This is a genomic window from Microcoleus sp. Pol11C3 (assembly GCF_036701485.1).
Lineage (GTDB): Bacteria > Cyanobacteriota > Cyanobacteriia > Cyanobacteriales > Microcoleaceae > Microcoleus.
In genome coordinates this window covers 1-18,959 of record NZ_JAUBQW010000126.1, presented here as the reverse complement: position 1 = coordinate 18,959, position 18,959 = coordinate 1, and the positions used below count along the sequence as shown (strand labels likewise).

The 18,959-nt window shown below is 50.3% G+C and carries 12 protein-coding genes; 10 read left to right on the top strand and 2 right to left on the bottom strand.

The genetic code is table 11. From position 1 onward, the window contains the following. Window positions 1–141: 141 nt before the first annotated feature. The gene (locus QUA40_RS22650; RefSeq protein ID WP_333130014.1) at window positions 142–519 is read right to left on the bottom strand and encodes a hypothetical protein; all 378 of its coding nucleotides are present in this window, start codon (window positions 517–519) and stop codon (window positions 142–144) included. A 32-nt stretch (window positions 520–551) separates the two neighbouring features. Here QUA40_RS22650 and ccsB point away from each other — a divergent pair, with 32 nt between their 5' ends. The 3 genes from ccsB (at window position 552) to tilS (ending at window position 3,550) form a co-directional block, all read left to right on the top strand. Next, on the top strand, window positions 552–1,622 hold the full coding sequence (ccsB, locus tag QUA40_RS22645) for a c-type cytochrome biogenesis protein CcsB (RefSeq protein ID WP_333130012.1): 1,071 nt from the start codon (window positions 552–554) through the stop codon (window positions 1,620–1,622). Between the two features lie 301 nt (window positions 1,623–1,923). Continuing rightward, window positions 1,924–2,349, top strand: a complete 426-nt coding sequence (locus QUA40_RS22640) for a KGK domain-containing protein (protein WP_333130010.1) — start codon at window positions 1,924–1,926, stop codon at window positions 2,347–2,349. Window positions 2,350–2,497: 148 nt separating this feature from the next. Continuing rightward, a complete protein-coding gene (gene tilS / locus QUA40_RS22635; RefSeq protein ID WP_333130008.1) occupies window positions 2,498–3,550 on the top strand; it encodes a tRNA lysidine(34) synthetase TilS in 1,053 nt (350 codons plus the stop codon). Here tilS and hmpF read toward each other — a convergent pair. Continuing rightward, window positions 3,547–5,292 carry a pilus motility taxis protein HmpF gene (hmpF, locus tag QUA40_RS22630; protein ID WP_333130006.1) on the bottom strand — a complete coding sequence of 582 codons (1,746 nt, stop codon included), beginning with the start codon at window positions 5,290–5,292 and terminating at the stop codon, window positions 3,547–3,549. The two genes, tilS and hmpF, sit on opposite strands and share 4 nt — an antisense overlap. A gap of 677 nt (window positions 5,293–5,969) precedes the next feature. Here hmpF and QUA40_RS22625 point away from each other — a divergent pair. The 7 genes from QUA40_RS22625 (at window position 5,970) to QUA40_RS22600 (ending at window position 18,560) form a co-directional block, all read left to right on the top strand. Beyond that, window positions 5,970–6,299 carry a hypothetical protein gene (locus QUA40_RS22625; RefSeq protein ID WP_333130004.1) on the top strand — a complete coding sequence of 110 codons (330 nt, stop codon included), beginning with the start codon at window positions 5,970–5,972 and terminating at the stop codon, window positions 6,297–6,299. A 225-nt stretch (window positions 6,300–6,524) separates the two neighbouring features. After that, complete coding sequence (locus QUA40_RS22620) at window positions 6,525–7,763, top strand: response regulator (RefSeq protein WP_333130002.1); 1,239 nt, start codon at window positions 6,525–6,527, stop codon at window positions 7,761–7,763. Window positions 7,764–8,459: 696 nt separating this feature from the next. After that, a complete protein-coding gene (locus tag QUA40_RS22615) occupies window positions 8,460–8,993 on the top strand; it encodes a chemotaxis protein CheW (protein ID WP_039887356.1) in 534 nt (177 codons plus the stop codon). 147 nt (window positions 8,994–9,140) lie between these two features. After that, window positions 9,141–12,239 carry a methyl-accepting chemotaxis protein gene (locus QUA40_RS22610; RefSeq protein ID WP_333130000.1) on the top strand — a complete coding sequence of 1,033 codons (3,099 nt, stop codon included), beginning with the start codon at window positions 9,141–9,143 and terminating at the stop codon, window positions 12,237–12,239. Window positions 12,240–12,379: 140 nt separating this feature from the next. Then, window positions 12,380–13,054, top strand: coding sequence for an HNH endonuclease (locus QUA40_RS22605; RefSeq protein ID WP_333129998.1), 675 nt, complete (start codon window positions 12,380–12,382; stop codon window positions 13,052–13,054). Between the two features lie 22 nt (window positions 13,055–13,076). Beyond that, window positions 13,077–13,202, top strand: a complete 126-nt coding sequence (locus QUA40_RS29115; protein WP_445301183.1) for a helix-turn-helix domain-containing protein — start codon at window positions 13,077–13,079, stop codon at window positions 13,200–13,202. A gap of 51 nt (window positions 13,203–13,253) precedes the next feature. Continuing rightward, on the top strand, window positions 13,254–18,560 hold the full coding sequence (locus tag QUA40_RS22600) for a response regulator (RefSeq protein WP_333129996.1): 5,307 nt from the start codon (window positions 13,254–13,256) through the stop codon (window positions 18,558–18,560). Window positions 18,561–18,959 lie beyond the last annotated feature (399 nt).

Sequence of the window (18,959 nt, the reverse complement as noted above, 5' to 3'; positions counted from 1 at the left end):
ATATTTTGGCGAACCTTCAGAGTGATGCTATGACCGAGAGTGCATAGATCATGTTTTTTGTCAATGCGTAAGTCCTATGCTCAATCAATTCTAAAGGATTCCAGATAACCCCAGATCGAAAAACATCCTATATTTTCAGCCTTAGACGCACTTCCGACAAAGAAACCGGGTTTTTATACTTAATCTTCGAGTACGAACGAAGGATTTTCCTAAAAAAACCCGGTTTCTGGCCCCCCGTGCGTAAGTCCTAATTTTGTGAATGGGCGATCGAATTTCGCCCGTCAGCATTTCGTGTTTCCTTACTTTCAACTCGTCCAACCTCAAGCCGTCAGCCAGAAGCAACAAGCGTGACTTGACGGGCGTGACACTCGTCTGGTGGGTCAATAGTAGCTTGTTTGATGCGTCCGCGCGATCGCCCACTCGCACCTCAACAACCGCCAACCACTCATAATTGCCACAAAAATTCAAAATCCCAAACCCAAAACTGCCCAACCCCAGTACGATCGATCTAGTTAGCAAAAATAAGTAAAAACATTACCGGAGTAATTTTTATGGATCTGGTCGTACTCCAGAACTGGCTGGACAACATCTCCTTTGCCGTTTTGTTCTCCACAATGCTCATTTACTGGGTTGGCGCAGCCTTCCCCGGCATTCCCTACCTGGGGGCCCTAGGCACCGCAGGAATGGCCGTCGCCAATCTATCCATCGCCGCTTTACTCGGTTCTCGATGGATAGAAGCCGGCTACTTCCCCTTAAGCAATCTCTACGAATCCCTATTTTTCCTAGTTTGGGGAATCACCGCCATCCACCTAGTCGCGGAAAACATGAGCCGTTCCCGCTTAGTAGGAGTAGCCACATCCCCCGTAGCAATGGCAATATCCGCCTTTGCAGCCCTGACTCTGCCAGCAACCATGCAATCTGCAGAGCCCCTAGTACCCGCCCTCAAATCAAACTGGCTGATGATGCACGTTAGCGTCATGATGCTCAGTTACTCAACTTTAATGGTAGGAGCGCTACTGGCGATCGCCTTTTTAATCGTCACCCGCGGCCAAAAAATCGAACTCACCGGTAGTTCCTTCGGCACCAACAGCAACCGCAACAGCAACTACCGCCTCCAACGCCCTCAAAACCCCGAACCTCAAATTGCAGAAACCAGCGCCGACAGCGCATTAGTTTTCAGCGAACCCTCTTTCAACTCCAACAATAACGGTTTGGGCACCACCGCAGTGCTCGAATTAGCAACCGTTCAAAGCCCATCAACCGCCCCAACTCAAACCGCAGAACTTCTCTCGCCCCAGCGATTGAATCTAGCAGAAACTCTTGATAACATTAGCTATCGCATCATCGGTTTAGGATTCCCCTTACTGACAGTTGGCATTATTGCCGGTGCGGTTTGGGCTAACGAAGCTTGGGGATCATACTGGAGTTGGGACCCGAAAGAAACTTGGGCGCTAATTACTTGGTTGGTATTTGCGGCCTACCTGCACGCCCGCATTACTCGCGGCTGGCAGGGAAGACGCCCAGCAATTTTAGCCGCCACAGGTTTTGTGGTAGTTTGGATTTGCTATCTAGGCGTTAATCTGTTAGGCAAAGGTTTACATTCCTACGGTTGGTTTTTCTAATTCCTGATCCACCAATTGGCCACAGAAGAACAGGATAACTCAAAGAACCCGGATTAAATCATCTCCGGTGGTAGGGTGGGCAATTCCCACCTTACTCAACCAGCGAGATTCTAATAATTAACTCCCTCTTTCTTCTTCCCTTTTTTTTCCCGCTCAGCTTCGCCGAAGACCCTTCTTCCTGCTTCTAACTTCGGTCTTCCCTCTTCTAACTTCGATATTCCTGACCTCCGTGACATCCGTTACATCCGTTACAAAATCCGTTGCCGAACTTCCTTCATTCATTAAAATAAGGACAATTAATATGGACGAATCGAAAATATTTCCCCAACAAGACGATGTTGTGTCTGCCCCTACCAGCGCTTTGATGTATCAATGTACATTCAAAGTCAGCGAATTTATGGCAATTATGCAGTCAAAATTGGTAGACGAAAAATTATTTTCAGACGGCCTGGATTGCGAGCTATTAAGTGCCGGTAAAGACTGGACAAAAGGAAAACTTAGAATGCGTCTGGAGTTCATTCCGCTCGAACCTGAAATCAAAGAACAAAAAGCCCTTCCTGCCGCTGCCGAAAGATCAGACACCTTGCAAAACTACGCGGTAGATAGCTCAAATCAAACCGATATAGATGAGCCATTAAATCAAGGTGACTCAACAGAAATAAGTAATCATTTTCCTATTTCTAGGTATCCCGACCGCGACCCCCAAAGTATAGGAATGTGGAGCTAAGCTGCTACTTACGGCAGAGGGAAAGGAGGAAGATTTTTAAATTTTAAGTTCAGAGTTTTGAGTTGAGGAGCTTAAAACAGCATCCTTCCTACAACTGACAACTATCAACGGGCAACTGTCAACTGTCAACTATCAACTGTCAACTGCAATGCCTGAATCTTCCAATTGGACGCACCTGCACGCTCAAGTTCACAGGACGCTGCTGTACCGACAAATATTGCCATCAAATCAGCGCTTGCTAGTAGCAGTATCCGGCGGACAAGATTCTCTGTGTTTAATTAAATTACTGCTAGATTTGCAGCCAAAATGGGGGTGGAATCTAGCGATTGTTCACTGCGATCACCGTTGGCGTTCTGACTCGCAAGCGTCGGCGAATCATGTAGAACAATTAGCTAAAAACTGGGGAATATCCTACTATTTGGAAACAGCCTCCGACATCCCCAAAACAGAAGCAGCCGCCAGACACTGGCGATATCAAGCTTTAACCGAAATTGCGATCGCCCACAACTACCCCTACATTGTTACAGGCCACACAGCCAGCGATCGCGCCGAAACACTACTCTACAACCTGATTCGCGGCAGTGGCGCCGACGGACTTTCCGCCCTCACCTGGACGCGGCCCATCGCCGATTTTCGATTGGCGAATTCCGACGAAAATCTCAAATCTAAAATCTACTTAGTTCGTCCCTTGCTCGAAATAACTCGATCGCAAACAGGTCAATTTTGTCAAGAGCAAAAACTACCCATTTGGGAAGATTCCACAAATCAAGACTTGCAATATAGTCGCAACCGGATTCGATCGGAATTATTGCCTTATTTGGAAACTCATTTCAACCCAAAAGCCCAACAAGCCCTAGCTCAAACAGCCGAACTCCTCCGCGCCGACGTAGAATATCTCGAACTTGCAGCCAGCGACTTGCTACAGCGAGCAATGTCTCCAATTGCAGACAACATACAGGTGAATTTTCAACTTCCTGTCAAGTTAAATCGCCCGATTTTGCGGGAAGCACCCCTGGCCTTGCAGCGACGGGCAATGCGACAACTACTGCAACAAATATTGCCCTCGGCGCCAAGTTTTGAAAGCGTAGAAAAACTAACCAGCTTAATCGTAGCGCCCAACCGATCGCAAACCGATCCATTTCCTGGAGGAGCGATCGGTCGAGTCGAACACCCTTCGATAATTTTAGATATTAAATTTTAAGCTGTTATCAAACCCGAAAGGACTTGCTGCAAATCAGAAACTACCCGATTTTGCTCCTCTCCACTCTCCTGCACGCGATCGAGTTCCCCACCCACCGCTTCCAGCTTTTGGCGTAGCGCCGTCAAATTGTCTTGCACCGGCTGCAACATTTCTTGATAAACATTTACTCTGCCCCAGAGTTGCGCCACTGCACCTTTCTGGTTGAACAAATTCTGCTCTAACTGCTTGAGTTCGTAGCGTTTCGCCTCACTTTCCCCATTTTGGCGGTTGACATTTGCCTCAATTTGGGATATAGATTCCCGCACCTGCTGAATTTCGTTTTCCAGTCTTTGCAATTCTTGGCTTTGCTGCTGTCGCTGAGTATTGAGCTGTGCGACAATCGGCCCCAAATCAATATCTCCTCGCTCTTGTTTGGGAGCATTAGCAGTACCCAGCCGCCGCCACAGCACCCCCTGATGCTGCTTTAAAACATCTTCCCGTTCCTGCAACCGGAGGCGCTGTCCCACCAGAGTTTCGTTTAACATCTGATAACTTTCGAGTTCATCTGCCATTTCATTTTCCAAAGCCATGCGATCGTACTCGCTAGCAGCTTGAATTTTCCCTTGCAGCTCCTCAATTGTCTCCCGTTGCAGAGTCAACTCCTCCTCTTGATCGTTAACAAACCGGAACACCTTTTCCAAATCCTGTTGCAGATGTTGCACCAGCCCCTGTAACTCATCAACAGGCATCTTCTCTAAAGCTGACACATCTACTTTCTGCTCGGTACCGGCAGTACCCGAAGCAGATGCGAGCCTGGAAACTTGCTGGTAAAGCTCCTCAACAGCCCGCACCTGCAAAGACACGGACTGAGCCTGATCCTGCTTAGCGCTGAGGGTACTTTGCTGCCCTTTAAGCTCCGCCCGAGCCCCGGCCAAAGCTTCTTGAGATTGGTACCACTCTTGCCAGCGGTTTTGGAGGCTCTGATTTTGTCGATCGACCTCTTCTTCTTGCTGTTGAGCTATGCTTTGTTTTTGCTCCAACTGCTGCCAGTGCTGATCCAGAATTGCCTGTTGAGCGCCCACGGCACCAAAAGACTGATTCAGTTGTTCCCGCACCCCTTGGGCAGAAGCAATTGCCCCTCCCAGCTTTTGCATCAACTCCTGAATCCTCTGGGTTTGCTGCTGATCAACTACTGCCCCCTGCGGAACCTCAGACTGCTGCTGGGCGACCCGTTGCTGCTCGCCCCGCAACTGTTCCCAAGCCGTCTCAATTTCCACACGACTGCGATCGACTTCTTCTCGCAGTCGGTTAGCTTCATCTCGAGTATTTTCAATTTCCGAGCGCTGAGCCTCCAACCGCTCCAACTCCTCTTCCATTTGAGCCAACTGCTCTTCGCGGGCTTGCATTTCCATTTCCCGGCGATTGAGTTCCTGACTCGAAAACGTCAGAGAAGCCTTCCACTGTTCAATTTCCTCTTCCTTATCCTTAAACTTGTCCTGCAATCGCGAGAAATTTTGCAGAATGCTCACCAACTGGCGGGCCGCCTCCTGAATCCGCTGCACTTGCTTGCTAGCGCTCAACTCAACCAGCACCAGCGTGCCGTCGTTAAATTTATTAGCTTCCTCAACTGGGATCGCGTCATCCCCTGGTACAGCGCTCCAGTTATGTTCGCCCCGCTGACAAGCTAGCAGTTTCAGTTCAGCCTTACCGCCACCGAGACCAAAGCCGCTTCTCTGTTTTTGTACTTCCGCTAGATACAGCACACTAATAGTCCTCTGCTTCGTAAAACCTATCCCAACTTACTTTAAGTTACTTAAAGGCCTAAAAGATAAGTGGTGTTTACTTCCTACGCTGTTGGGTAGACGGCTAATCCCAACATAAGTAGGCTATCCCCCTTAAGCCAAAGGTTCTCAACTAAACATAACACTGCGTGTGATCTTTAGTCAACTTACCTAAAGTAAACAATTATAGGCAAGTAAGGATAACTTTTTGCCACTTAAGTCTTACTTTTTGGTATCGTTTGCCCAATCGGGGGATAGCATTTTTTTCTAACTTTTCTTCAGCACTCACGCATAGCACGTCCTCACGGGAGAACTTCCAGACAGCACGGCCGCCGCCCGCTTTCTGGAAGAATGAGAAAGCAGTATGAATGCCGCTTAATTAAAGACTAGCAAAACTGCGGGGACTGCAATAGCCTAAAGCTGAAAAAGGTCAGTCCGTCAAAAACTTTCTATTGATTGTACCAGGCTTTAGTTGCGGCTCGATCGTGAGAAAAGCCGTTGCAGCCGCCAAGCTGGCGCCTTGCTCCGGCGGACTAGGGATTTGAACCGCGCTGCCTTAGAATAAGGTAATGACGCGAGCCTATGACGCGAGCCGCGGGCGAGCAAAAAGGTTGATCGGCACTGAGGGTTTTCCTGACAATTGCCAACAAAGGTTCATTTTGACTGCACCTGATTTTAGGGCTGTGGCAAACCCAAAAAAAACCTCGATCGCAACTCATCCAATCCAACAGACTAGCCTCAAGTTCCCATCAGGGCTTGATTGGCACTTGCTGCTGGTAGCAGCGGTAAAACCAGAGAATCCTCGGTATTTTGAAGTTGACCTACGCCAAGATGTGCTGGATAAACTGACGGCATACTCAGCCAAAAACTTCAAAACTTTGGCGATCGAAGACTTGAACCAGTCGGGAATGCCAGCGTTGCACACTCGAAGAACCCGTGCAATCGTGCGATGTGGATTCTACGAGTTTAGGCAACAGTGGGAATACTAAGGTGAAACTCTACACTTAGAGAATGCCGCGAGTTTCGCGGTTTCAGCTTGTGGACTGGTAGCGCGGCCGAGGAGCCGCAGCAAGTATCGCCCTTTCGTCAATTCCCAATTGTGAGATCGGCATCAGCGCGTAAATTATTGACGGAAACTAAAGTCAATCTTTTCGCCAGCACACAGTCTTTCCGAGCTCAGACGCCAACGGTTTTAAGGAGGACATTTTAGCTGCATGCAGGGAAATTTGAGTGAAATAGACATCCGCAGCATCCTGCAATTGATTGAGTTAGGTCAGCGAACCGGAGAACTGTTCGTAGAGGCCTACACCTCCACCGGCAGCAGCACGGGTACTCAACCTACCCCGCGCTCCCTTGCAGGACAATCCTGGTATGTCTTCTGCTTCAACGGTCAGATTATTTACGCTACCCAGAGTGCGGGCAGTTTGTTTCGGTTGCGCGACTACCTGCGCCGCTACAAAGCAGATACCGCCCTCGACAAAATCCAAGTTCCCTATATGGCATCTACCAATGCCCCAGAATATGGCTACCTATGGGCCCTGCTAGAAAACCACATCCTCACCCCAGCTCAAGGCCGCAACATCATCCAGAGCATGATCCACGAAACCCTATTTGACTTGCTCAGTCTCCACCAGGGTTCCTTCACTTTTGAAATGGGCCCAGCTTTGGCTCCTCAATTGACCAGCTTAGAAATTAGCTCGCTGCTGGCCAAGATTGTCAAACAGGTGCAGCAGTGGAAGCAGTTTCATCCTCACATTCAGTCGCCCAACCAATGCCCGGTGATTTCAGACCCCTCCGAGCTGCGAGTCGCGCTGCCTGTCAATACCTTTAATACTCTCAGACGCTGGGCCGATGGGCACACTTCGATCCGCCAAATGGCGCGCTACCTCAACCGAGACGTGCTCACTGTCGCTAAGGCGATTTACCCCTTTGTCCAGCAGGGATTGGTGCAAGTATTTTACGAACCCTCTGTTGCCCCCACCAACAACAAAAAAGAATGGTCGTCCCCAGAAACCAAGGTTCCGAGAGTTGTCTGTATTGACGACGACAATACTATTCGCAAAACAGTTGAGTCAATTTTAAATGAACACGGTTATGAAGCTACTACGATCGGCAATCCCCTCCAAGCATTGAGTTTGGTGTTTCCACTCAAACCCGATTTAATTCTGTGTGACATCGCCATGCCGGAACTCGACGGCTACGAAATTTGCGCTATGCTGCGTAGTTCGAGCGCTTTCCGGCAGACGCCGATCGTTATGCTGACGGGCATCGACGGATTTATCGACCGCGTTAAAGCCCGCATGGCCGGGGCTACAGACTTTTACACCAAACCTTTTGGTGAAAGCGAGTTATTGATGCTGGTAGAAAAATATGTGGGCCCGGGCTACCCTCGGGTCAATCTCTCCGAAAGATTATTAGACCGCTCGCTAGAAGACCAATTAGAAGAAAAATAAATTTCGCACCGATGGCATTATTGGAGCTTTCTTGTACCTAGTTAGATCAAGTCTTGGCCACCACAAAGAGAAAGCTCGCGGACACGATTGGCGATCGCACCATAAACTAGAATGTATAAATCCGCGCGCTGGCATGAGGGCGTCGGTAAAACTCTGTTCCATTTCTCGACCCCAGTGGGTCTAACACGCTCAAAGTGCAAATATAATATACTTGTTCTCCACTTGCAGCCGCTCCGAAAAACTGATGTACAGAGCTACTTATGGCTAGGTATTTCTGTACAAAGTCAGAGAGTCCAATTCTCAGTCTTAAGTGACTCCGTTCATGATTGTCGCGACACTAGCCATGTCAACCACTCCTCGCTAATCCGAGTATCGGTTTAGCATTCATCGCAGAAATTACCCAGAGTTTTACCACTTGAGACGGCGGTGGGAGTACAAAGTGAAGTTTTAGGGGTTCCCAATTAATTGTTCGTAGTCGATTTGAGCTAATTTGTAAGCATTGGTCGCGCGAATTATTGATGGCAGTCAATTATGGACGGAGCAAATTTATTGCCAAGCACCTCCGGCAGTCGCGCCATTCACCCCTTGGCTGTGTCAAGCTTGGCTGTGTCAAGTTTCGACCATCGAAGTTTCGATCCGGTTCTTCTTGGCGGGAAACCTCAACAATTTGCTAGAAATGCAGGTGTCAGAATTATGATTAGCGGTAGCCCAGACTTTATATTACCAGGACTAGGGGTAGATCCGGCTCCGGAATTCCAAGAACTAGAAACTCCCGAAGGTGAGCTGCACCTGCGGTTCTACGTTCCTTCGGGGAACGAGTTCGCACTGCCGGCGACAGGGATTAGAGAGGTACTATCCCCGTCCCCAGACCGCATGACACCGATCCCCAACGTTTCCTCTTTGCTTTTAGGTACCCTAAATATGAGAGGACGAGTGATTTGGGTGGCAGACCTCGGCCAATTTCTGGGAGACCAAACACCTCTGAACACAGATAGACCCGAAATCCCGATCGTGGCTGTGGAAGACCAAGACACGATTTTGGGGCTGGCAGTCGATCGAATTGTGGGGATGGACTGGCTCGACGTAGAGCAACTGCACTCTCAGAACAATGCACCAGACGGCATGATTCCATTTCTGAGGGGAGAATGGATGTTAGGTGCACCAGCTCAGAAAGTGCTCCGACTGCTAGATCAAGTGAAAATTCTGCGCTCGGCGCGGTGGGCAGCGTGAAATCGATTTTAGATTTGCGATTTGCGATTTTCGATTGAGGTCTAACCATCAACAGTCACACGACTTGAGGCGCGCATCTAAACATTCAATTCAAGATAAAAATCAAAAATCTCAAATCTAAAATCTAAAATCAAAAGAGGGCGGCAAATGGCAACAAGTACCAACTTTCAGCAGGACTACCAACGGGCAGAAGCGGCCTACATGGATGGCAATTATTCAGAAGCCGCAGCCCTAGTTTATCAATTAGTAGAAGATTTTCCCGAAGACCCCAGCGCTCGCCTGCTGTGCGGACACATTTACTGCTACGGACTGCAACAGTATGAGGTGGCGCGGGAACAGTACACTGTTGTGCTAGGCCTGAGTGACGACCAGAGTTTGGTTGAACACGCTCACAGCGGAATTACCTACACAGACCAATTTTTATCCGGAGAACTGCAAACGGAAAATTTCGAGGCTTTGTCTGCTGAAACAGAATTAGAATTCTACCCAGACTTATCTCTTGATGAAGGGTTAGAAGACCCGGATTTGGGACTTTTCCAAGGAAATTCCCCATCCCTTTCCTATAGAAGTCAATCCTCAGACGACATGGAAAACGAGGACTTGGCAGACTTGGGCATGAGTGGCTTGGGGTGGGAAGCAGAAGACGACGATCACGCAGGCTCAGTCCCAGATTTAACCTCACATTCTAACCCGTTTGCTGGCGACAGCGGCGGAATGGCAGCTTATGCTGAAACCTCCGACTCGCTAGACATAGACGAGTTTGCCGACTCGGACTTTGGAGACCCTTTTGCCTTAGATGATGGAGGGTTTGAGCCGGGTGACGTGTCAAGCAGCAAAGGGTCTGGGAAAAAGGCACCTTACTCAGGAGATTCGTTTTCAGAAGCTCCGACTCAGATGCTCAACGGTCAAAGTTTTGCCTCTTCAGACATCGGGAATTCCTTCGACTCGAACCAACTAGACTCCCCCATCGGGCCCTCAGACAATTTTGGCGAACCTTTTGCTGCGCTCGATTTGGCAGACGAATTCGACGATAACTCCGACTACGACTACCAATCCCCGCCCCAGAGTGGCCAAAATCACGGTCATAACGCACCTCCGACCGAAGAGGAAGACCCCTTTGCCGAGGCGATGCCCTCGTCGGGTTTCGGGTCTTCTCGACCTCAAAACAAGCAGCCGAATAACGGGTCGGACTACTCGTCAAACTATTCGCTGGCGGAAGACGAAACGCTGTTGATGGGAGGTGCTGTCCCCAACTCTCAAAGTCAAAAATCGAGCCGGGAACAATTTAATTCGGTTGATCGCTCCTCCGCCAACAGCAACGGTTACGGCGACTCGGAACCCCCGGCATTTGGTTCTATAGACAGCTTCGAGTTAGAGGCTTTTGATGACGATGCTTTTAGCGATTCTTTCTCTTTCGACGACAACGAACAAGCGACAGCTTTCGGGGCGTCCGACAAGAACAGCAGCGCCTGGTCGTCAAAAGCGGAGAACGCTCAAGAACACAGCGACTTTTTAGACGAATTTGACGAGTTTGACGATTTGGGCAATTTGCCGGACTTTGACATCTCAGAAGATGCCACCAGTTCGATGTTGACTAGAGGTAACACCAATTTCGGCAACTCGACCAGCGGCATGATGGGAACGACTGGCAGCAGCCTGGAATTTGACAACAGCGATGGCTCAGCAATTCGGGATGACGAGATATTTGGATTTGGCATAAACGGCGCGGCTGATACGTCAGTGTCGAGTTTTGCTCCCACCGAAACAGAAGCGGTCGATACTTCGGTGACGGTAGAACAGGGGGGACTGGCTTTCTTGGAAAATGCCCCTTTGTTTACAAAACAGTTGTACACGGCAATCGGGGCGGGACTGGTTTCTCTGGTAGCTGTGGCTTTCGTCACCAACATTGCCTCATATCAAGCTCTGCGGCAAGACAAACCGGAGGCGATCGTTTACCTGCGCCAAACAGGCTGGGTAATGACCGCAGCCGCAGGCTTTACCAGCTTTTTAACTTCTTGGGGCATCGGCCAGTTGATCGCCAAGCAGGTACGCAAGTCGTCGGATAATTTGCAAGCTCAGTTCGATGCCGTATCTCAAGGAACTTTGGATGCTCGCGCTACGGTTTACTCGGAAGATGAATTTGGTAAAATGGCTGCTAAATTCAACCACATGGCGAAGGTCATCCAAACCACGATTAGCGATACCAGGCGCAAGTCAGACGAGCAGGAACAGGCAAAAGAAGACTTGCAGCGCCAAGTGATTCGCTTGCTAGACGACGTGGAAGGAGCGGCCCGGGGTGACTTGACGGTGACTGCGGAAGTGACCGCAGACGTTTTGGGTGCTGTTGCTGACTCGTTTAACTTGACAATTCAAAATCTCCGCGAAATCGTCCATCAGGTGAAGCAGGCGGCTCGGGAGGTCAGCAAAGGCGCTACGGATAGTGCTAAGTTTGCGGGCGATTTGTCTTCCGACGCGCTGCGACAAGCTGAGGAACTGGCGGCAACGTTGAATTCCGTGCAAGTCCTCACCGATGCGATTCAGCGGGTCGCAGAAAGCGCTAGAGAGGCGGAAGAAGTGGCCAGGGGCGCGGCGGCAACGGCTCTGAAAGGGGGCGAGGCTGTGGAGCGGACGGTGGCCGGGATTTTGGAAATTCGAGAAACTGTAGCAGAAACCACTAGAAAAGTCAAGCGGTTGGCGGAAGCTTCTCAAGAAATTTCTAAGATTGTGGCTTTAATTGCGACGATCGCCTCCCGGACGAATTTGTTGGCCCTCAACGCCAGTATTGAGGCGGCGAGAGCTGGGGAAGCGGGCAGGGGTTTTGCGATCGTGGCAGACGAGGTGCGACAATTGGCAGACCGATCGGCTAAGTCTTTGAAAGAAATCGAACAGATCGTGATGCAAATTCAAAGCGAAACCGGCGCGGTAATGACGGCGATGGAAGAAGGGACGCAGCAGGTTATTGAGGGGACAAAATTGGCAGAACAGGCGAAGCGATCGCTTGAAGATATCATTCAAGTAACTAACCGAATTGACGTGTTAGTGCGATCGATTACTGCCGACACTGTAGAGCAAAACGAAACAGCTCGCGCGGTGGCCAGTGTGATGCAAGCAGTGGAATTAACTGCTCAGGAAACCTCCCAAGAAGCGCAGCGAGTTTCGGGTGCTTTGCAAAACTTAGTGGGCGTTGCTCGCGACCTTTTGACATCGGTAGAAAGATTCCGAGTAGAAACAGCAGAAAGACAATAATTAAGTGTCTAATGCTTTTTTATCGGCTGATTTACAAGCACGTTGGTCGGGCAAGGATGGTAGACAAAAAGCAACCTCGCAGTCTTGAAACCACTGCTAGGTTGCTAATTCAACACCTAAACAAAGTAGGAGTTGCACAGATGGACGATAACATAGTAGAGGTAATACCGGGCATCTTTCGTGAAGTTCAGCCGACGGGCTGTATTATCTCTACCATAACCAAATCTAGCAGGGGCTATTCTAACAAAAAACTTCGCATTAACGGTGAATGGAAAACTTTTAATGTGCCTCGTTTAGTATGGGAAAATATATTAGGTCGGCAGATTAGAACGGAATACTTTGCTTGCCACACTTGCGAGGTTGGCAACTGCATTAATCCTAACCATTTGTGGGAAGGTTCTAGGCTAAAAAATTCTCAATATAGGTTTAAAAAAGGATGTATCAAAGATGTCGGAAATACATCTGCGCCGACACCTCAAAAACAACTGCGAGGCCCAGAAATAATTTCCGGTATTCGGGCCAAAATACAGCCGAACTGCTGCAGGATTTGTACCTTGGCTAAAAGAAGTGATGGTTACGCCATTAAAGGTACTAAAATTAATGGCCAAACAAAAACTTTCTATGCTCACAGACTTGTAGTGGAAGACAAACTGGGAAGGCCTGTCAAACCCGGTTATTTGGCGTATCACAACAGTTGCGACGATCGCGGTTGTATCAATCCCGACTATTTGTGGGAAGGAACCCCCGCCGATAACTCCCGCGATGCCAAGCGAAAAAAACCGCTTTCCTTTCGTTCCCGGCAAGATATGTCCTAACCGCAAACTCCAACCCTAACAGGTGCGGGAGATTTGCTATCTTTTAAGTGAGGGCATATCGAAAACAAAAATAGCCAGGACATTTGCGATATCTCGCAGTCAGATTATTCTCTTGGCAAGGGGCGAGATCTACAAAGACCTTCTCTAGAACTACTAACATAGACCCAATACAATAACGCTTAAAATCAGGAATAAAACTATGCTGCCGGAGCAACAACAGAGGATAATGGGCTACTTTATTGAGGAGGCAAAAGACCACCTCAATACGATCGAACAAGGCTTGCTGAATCTGCAAACCACGATCGAAGACCCAGAACTGGTCAACGAAGTATTTAGGGCCGCTCACTCTGTCAAAGGAGGAGCAGCAATGCTGGGGCTGACCAGCATTCAGCAAACAGCTCACCGACTAGAAGATAGTTTTAAAGTTTTAAAAGAGTGCAGCGTTAAAGTAGACCAACAGCTAGAGTCCCTTTTCCTGCGAATTTTTGACACATTGCAAGGGCTGTTAGAGCAACTGTCGGGGCCTTTTGGGCTGACAGAGGAATTGGGAGAACAGATGGTTCGAGAATTAGAACCAGTATTTGAAGAACTCAACGGGCACTTGGGGGGACTTGTCGGATACGGAGAACACGATGTAGACGAGAACACCGCTCTGGCCGTACCCGAACAAGTTATGGCGGGGATGGGAGTCGGGGCGTTTGCCTCATCAAGGAGTTTTCCGGAGTCGCGGTCAGTTTACGCACCTGATGCCAGAGCAACAGAAGACAGCGCGCTGCAGCTAGTATTTGACTCGGACGTGCCGGCGAGGATGCGGGAACTGCTGCAAGAGTTCAAACAGCCCGAGGGGTCTGAAAGCAGGCGGCAACTCAAGAACATTTGTCGGAACTTGCTCAGGGCGGGGGAGGAATTTGAACTGCCCCGCTGGATAGAATTGATCGAAGTTGTATCCAAGGCGATCGCCAACCCAGAAAATAGCTACCGTACCTTAGCCCCAACGGTTATCAAAGACATCAAACAAGCGCAAGAACTGGTAATTGCGGGTCTAGAATCATCGATCGTACCAAGCGCAAAACTTCTGGCGCTGCAGCCGGCTGTTCTGGTTCCAGAAACGGATTTTGAAGATTTGCTGGCATTCGCTCAACCGGGTAAATCGGGGACAAATGTGGTTTCTGTTGAGGATGAGGCCTGGGATTTGGTGGGTTCTGGTGATTCCCAGGATGGATTGAACAAGTTGCTGCCGAATATTTCTGGGCTGAGCATAGATGAGCTGTTCGACCAACTCGACAGTGGCGAGAGCAACGATTATAGTGGCAGTCGATCGCCCCAATTCGATGATTCCGCCTTCGCAGAATCGGATATTGAGACGAGTGCTTTTAGAGGCTCGACCCGCAGCGGCCCGGAAGTGGGCGCGGCAGAACTCAACACTTTAGCTGACTTGTTTGACGGAGAGTCCCCGGATCTCGACGGCGCTTGGGAAGAAGAAGAAGAGCTCGACTATGCCCAATCTTCTAGGATATCGGCGGGAATTCTGGAGTCAGACGATGACAATTCCGGCGATTTTACTGATTTGTTGTTTGACGAATACGATACGGAAAGTTCGGAAACGAACACGGCGCCTCCTATTGACGACCTGACGACTTTGTTTGGGGAGGATTTGCTGTTTGCAGACGAGCCAGACGGTTCGGCGGTAGCTGCCAGTCAGAACAATGGGGGTTCGAGGAAGCAGCTAATTCGCAAACAGCTTGAAACGGGTAACGGCAGGGGCGGTTTGGCTCGACGAGAGGGCAAGGTTCGCCCAGCCAGGGGACAAGCTGACGAAGATGCTCTGGGTACGCTTTTAGACGAAGTGGCTGCCCAAACTTCTGCTGTTGTTACGGACGATGCTGATTTCGATAACTTGTTCGGCGATTTAGGCGAATCTGAGGCAACGGGTCTGCCGGCAATCTCTTCGGAGAATTCTCTCAACCCTGACACTTTTGATGCAGAATCGAACGAGCCTGCAGCAGTCGGCGGCAAGGATTCAGCCGATGGCGAAGCGCTCGATCTGCCTGAAATAGATGATTTCGAGTTGCTCTCTGAGCTGAGCGAAGACTCGGATTTGAGCGAGCTGTTGGGGATTACTTCTAGTTTCCTTTCTTCAGAAGACGAAGATGGGGAGAACGGGGGCGATCGAGATCAAGCTGCAGGCATCGCACACAATGAGGAAATGGGCAACGTTCTTAACATGACATCAAATTCTGATTTAGATATCTCTGCGGATGAAAACTGGCTAGAAGATGCTTTCGGCCTGGAAGACGAGTCTGTGCAATCGCTCAACCTGGAACTGGACGATACGGATTTAGATGCGCTGTTTGGGGATATGACCTCGGGTTCGATTTCTGAGGATGAACAGACTGTGCGGGATCGGCAAGGAGCGGCTACTTCCCGAGAGGCGGCGGATTTGGCTGAGCTGTTCGGTTCCGTACCTACAGGTACTGAGTATGACGGGGAAGCTTCGGGGCAAGCCGATGCGCGTTGGCTGAACTCAGATGGAGGTTCAGAATTGCAGAGTGCGGATGTGGGAGTTGATGAGGGCGACTTGGGGAGTTTGTTCGAGAACAATGGTGTGGCTGTTTCCCACCCAGGCTTGACAAATTCGGCAGAGGTTGAACTTGGGGCTTTGTCCGATCGTCCTGATCCGGAAATTTCAAATGTCGAATCTGATGAGGGCGCAGCTTTCGATTTCTTGGAGGATATGTTTGGGGAAGGCGTGGTGCAGGGCGATGCTGGATCGGCGCCAGATGACGGCGCTGCTTTGGATGTGAAGGAGTTGTCTGCCCAACCTCCAGATGGTTTGTTCGACGAGGTGGATGCGGATTTGTTCGCTCTACCCGAAACAGATGGCGCCGGGGAGTCTGAGGGCGAAGATGATTTGTTTGATGCCCTGGAAACGGATTTTTTAAGTGCGGATTTAGAGCCGCTGCCTGCAGAAGCTCTCGATGGTATGTTTGAGGGCGATGCTGACTTGCTCTCAGCGATGGAAACCGGGGCGACTCTCAACAGCTCGATTTTGATGGGTTTTGATGATTTGTTGGATTCGAGCGATGCTGAAGTTCTGGTGACTTCGGAACTGACGACGGGCTTTTGGGACGCTGAGGACGAGTCGGCCGAGGCCGATTCCTCGGAGTTGGAAGAGGGCTCGCTGGCAGACTTTTTTGCCGATGCCGAGTCAGGCGTTGAGGATGGCGAAGGCAATTTTGACGATTTAGAAGCACTGTTAATTGCAGGGGGCGCTGGGGCTCTAGTAGCATCTTCTGGGGGAACAAATCAGAGTCCAGTAAATACGGAAGTTTTCTCGGATCTCGAAGAGCTCCTCAGCGAGAGCGCAACTATGCCGGAAATTCCTGCACCGGCGACAACTACCAGTAAAGCTCCGCGCGCTGCTGCCGAGGAGAGCGACGACGAATTTGGCGATTTGGAAAAACTGCTCGAAGATCCAAAGGACGGCGGCCGCCAAGGGGAAGCAAATATCGGCGGGCCGTCGGCGCTCAACAGAGGAAGGCGGAATCCCCGCGCGGGTGGGTTCGGCGACCAGACGATGCGGGTGCCGGTCAAGCAACTGGACAACCTCAGCAATTTGATGGGGGAACTGGTTGTGAACCGCAACAGTTTGGAGCAAGACCAAGAACGGATGCGACAGTTTTTGGACAATTTGCTGCACCAGGTGACGCTGCTGAGCGATGTGAGCCAGCGGACTCAGGATTTCTACGAGCGGAGTCTTTTGGAGATTGCTTTGCTGGCAAACCGCCAGGGGGGACACCGATCGGCCTGGCGCTCTGAGGATTCGGCCCACACTCGGGAAAGTGCCTGGAAACCGGAGGAAATGGACAGGTTTACTCCTTTCCACAGTTTGGCTCAGGAGATTATTGAGCTGATCGTGCGGGTGCGGGAGTCTGCCGCGGACATTGAGTTTTTGGTGGATGAGGCGGATCAGGTGACTCGCCAACTGCGGCAAGTCACGACTCAACTGCAAGAAGGTTTGACTCGGGCCCGGATGAAGCCGTTTGCTGAGACGACGGACAGGCTGTTCCGGGCGGTGCGGGAAATTGCGATTAAGTGCGGGAAGCAGGCTCAGTTGCAGGTTGAGGGTAAGGATATTTTGATCGACAAGATGATTGTGGATCAGCTATATGACCCGATGACTCATTTGGTGAACAATGCCATTACTCACGGGATCGAAGCGCCGGAGGTGCGTCTGGCGGCTGGGAAGCCGGCAGTCGGCAGGATTACGATTCGCGCTTTCCACCAAGGGAATCAAACCGTGGTTTCGGTTTCTGACGACGGGGCCGGAATTGACCCGCAAAAGGTGAAGGCGAAGGCGATTAAGCAGGGTTTGCTGACGGCGGCTCAGGCTCAGAGGATGTCTCGCTCGGAAGTTTACGATTTGCTGTTTATGCCGGGTTTCAGCACTCAGGAACAGGCGACGGAGTACGCCGGCCGGGGGGTCGGTATGAATGTCGTGCAGACTTCCTTGCAGGAGATTCGGGGAACTGTGTCGATTGATTCGACGATCGGCAAAGGGACTGTGTTTACGATCCGTTTACCTCTGGTGTTGAGTATTTCTAAGGCTCTGACTTGCATTAGCGATCGGGCTCGCATTGCTTTCCCGATGGATGGGGTGGAGGATATGATCGATGTGCCTCGCGATCAGGTGACGACGGGGGCGGACGGTTTGCCTTGCATTGAGTGGCGGGGTCAAAGCTTGCCGTTCCGGCCGCTGCGGGATTTGCTGGGTTACAGCCGCCATTTGGGTCGGGGCAGTGTTTACGGGTTTAATACAGACGATGACATGATTTCGGTGATCGTGCTGCGCTCTGCTGGCAATTTCTTGGCGGTGCAGGTGGATCAGGTATCGACGGAACAGGAAATTGTGATCAAGCCGTTGGAAGGGCCGGTGCCGAAGCCGATCGGCATTGCTGGGGCCACCGTGCTCGGGGACGGCCGGATCGTGGCAATTGCGGATGTTCTGGAGCTGATCGATTTGGCTACGGGAAGGCTGCGGAAGGAAGCTGGCGGTACGCTTTGGGATGAGGCCGAGAGAGCCACTCAGGAGGCCGAAATCGAGAAGACTGAGCCGACTGTGCTGATTGTGGATGACTCGATTACGGTGCGATCGCTATTATCGATTACTTTCGAGAAGTCTGGCTATCGTGTGGAAGAAGCTCGCGACGGTAAGGAAGCTTGGGAAAAGATGAAATCTGGTCTGCCTTGCGATATCGTTTTCTGCGATATTGAGATGCCGAGAATGGATGGTTTGGAACTACTTTCTCGGATGCAGAAGGATGCGGTTTTGTGTGAATTGCCGATCGCGATGTTGACTTCTCGCGGTGCTGACAGACACCGCCAAATGGCTTACAGTTTGGGCGCGAAAGGTTATTTCACTAAGCCTTATTTGGAGGAGCAATTGCTTGATGCAGCTTCTCGGATGTTGAAAGGTGAGGTTGTTGGTGCTCCGGTTGGTGTGTAAATAGCTGATGTTTGAAAGGATATGAGTCCTGTGAGGGCTTTAGCCCTCGCAGGACTTGTGTGCGATCGCCCTCATTGAGTCAAAATGCGGCGGGGTTATTGCAGTGGGTAAATTTACTAACGTCGATGCAGGGGGGTTAGAAGGTTTGGCGGAGGTTGGTTTTGATGATTTGAATTTACAGGAGTTCGGTGAGGTTGATGGGTTGACGGGGTGACAACCCCGTCAAAGAGTATCCCTTACCCAAAATAAGTCCCAGGTTTGTAACTAGCGTAGAGGTTAGCGATGCTTATATTGCCCATAATATCAAGCCTAATAGACCTTCAATTAGGGCTTGCTGAATAATCGATCGCAAACTATGAATAGGAGCGACCGATATATTCAAACTCAACTAAAGATAAG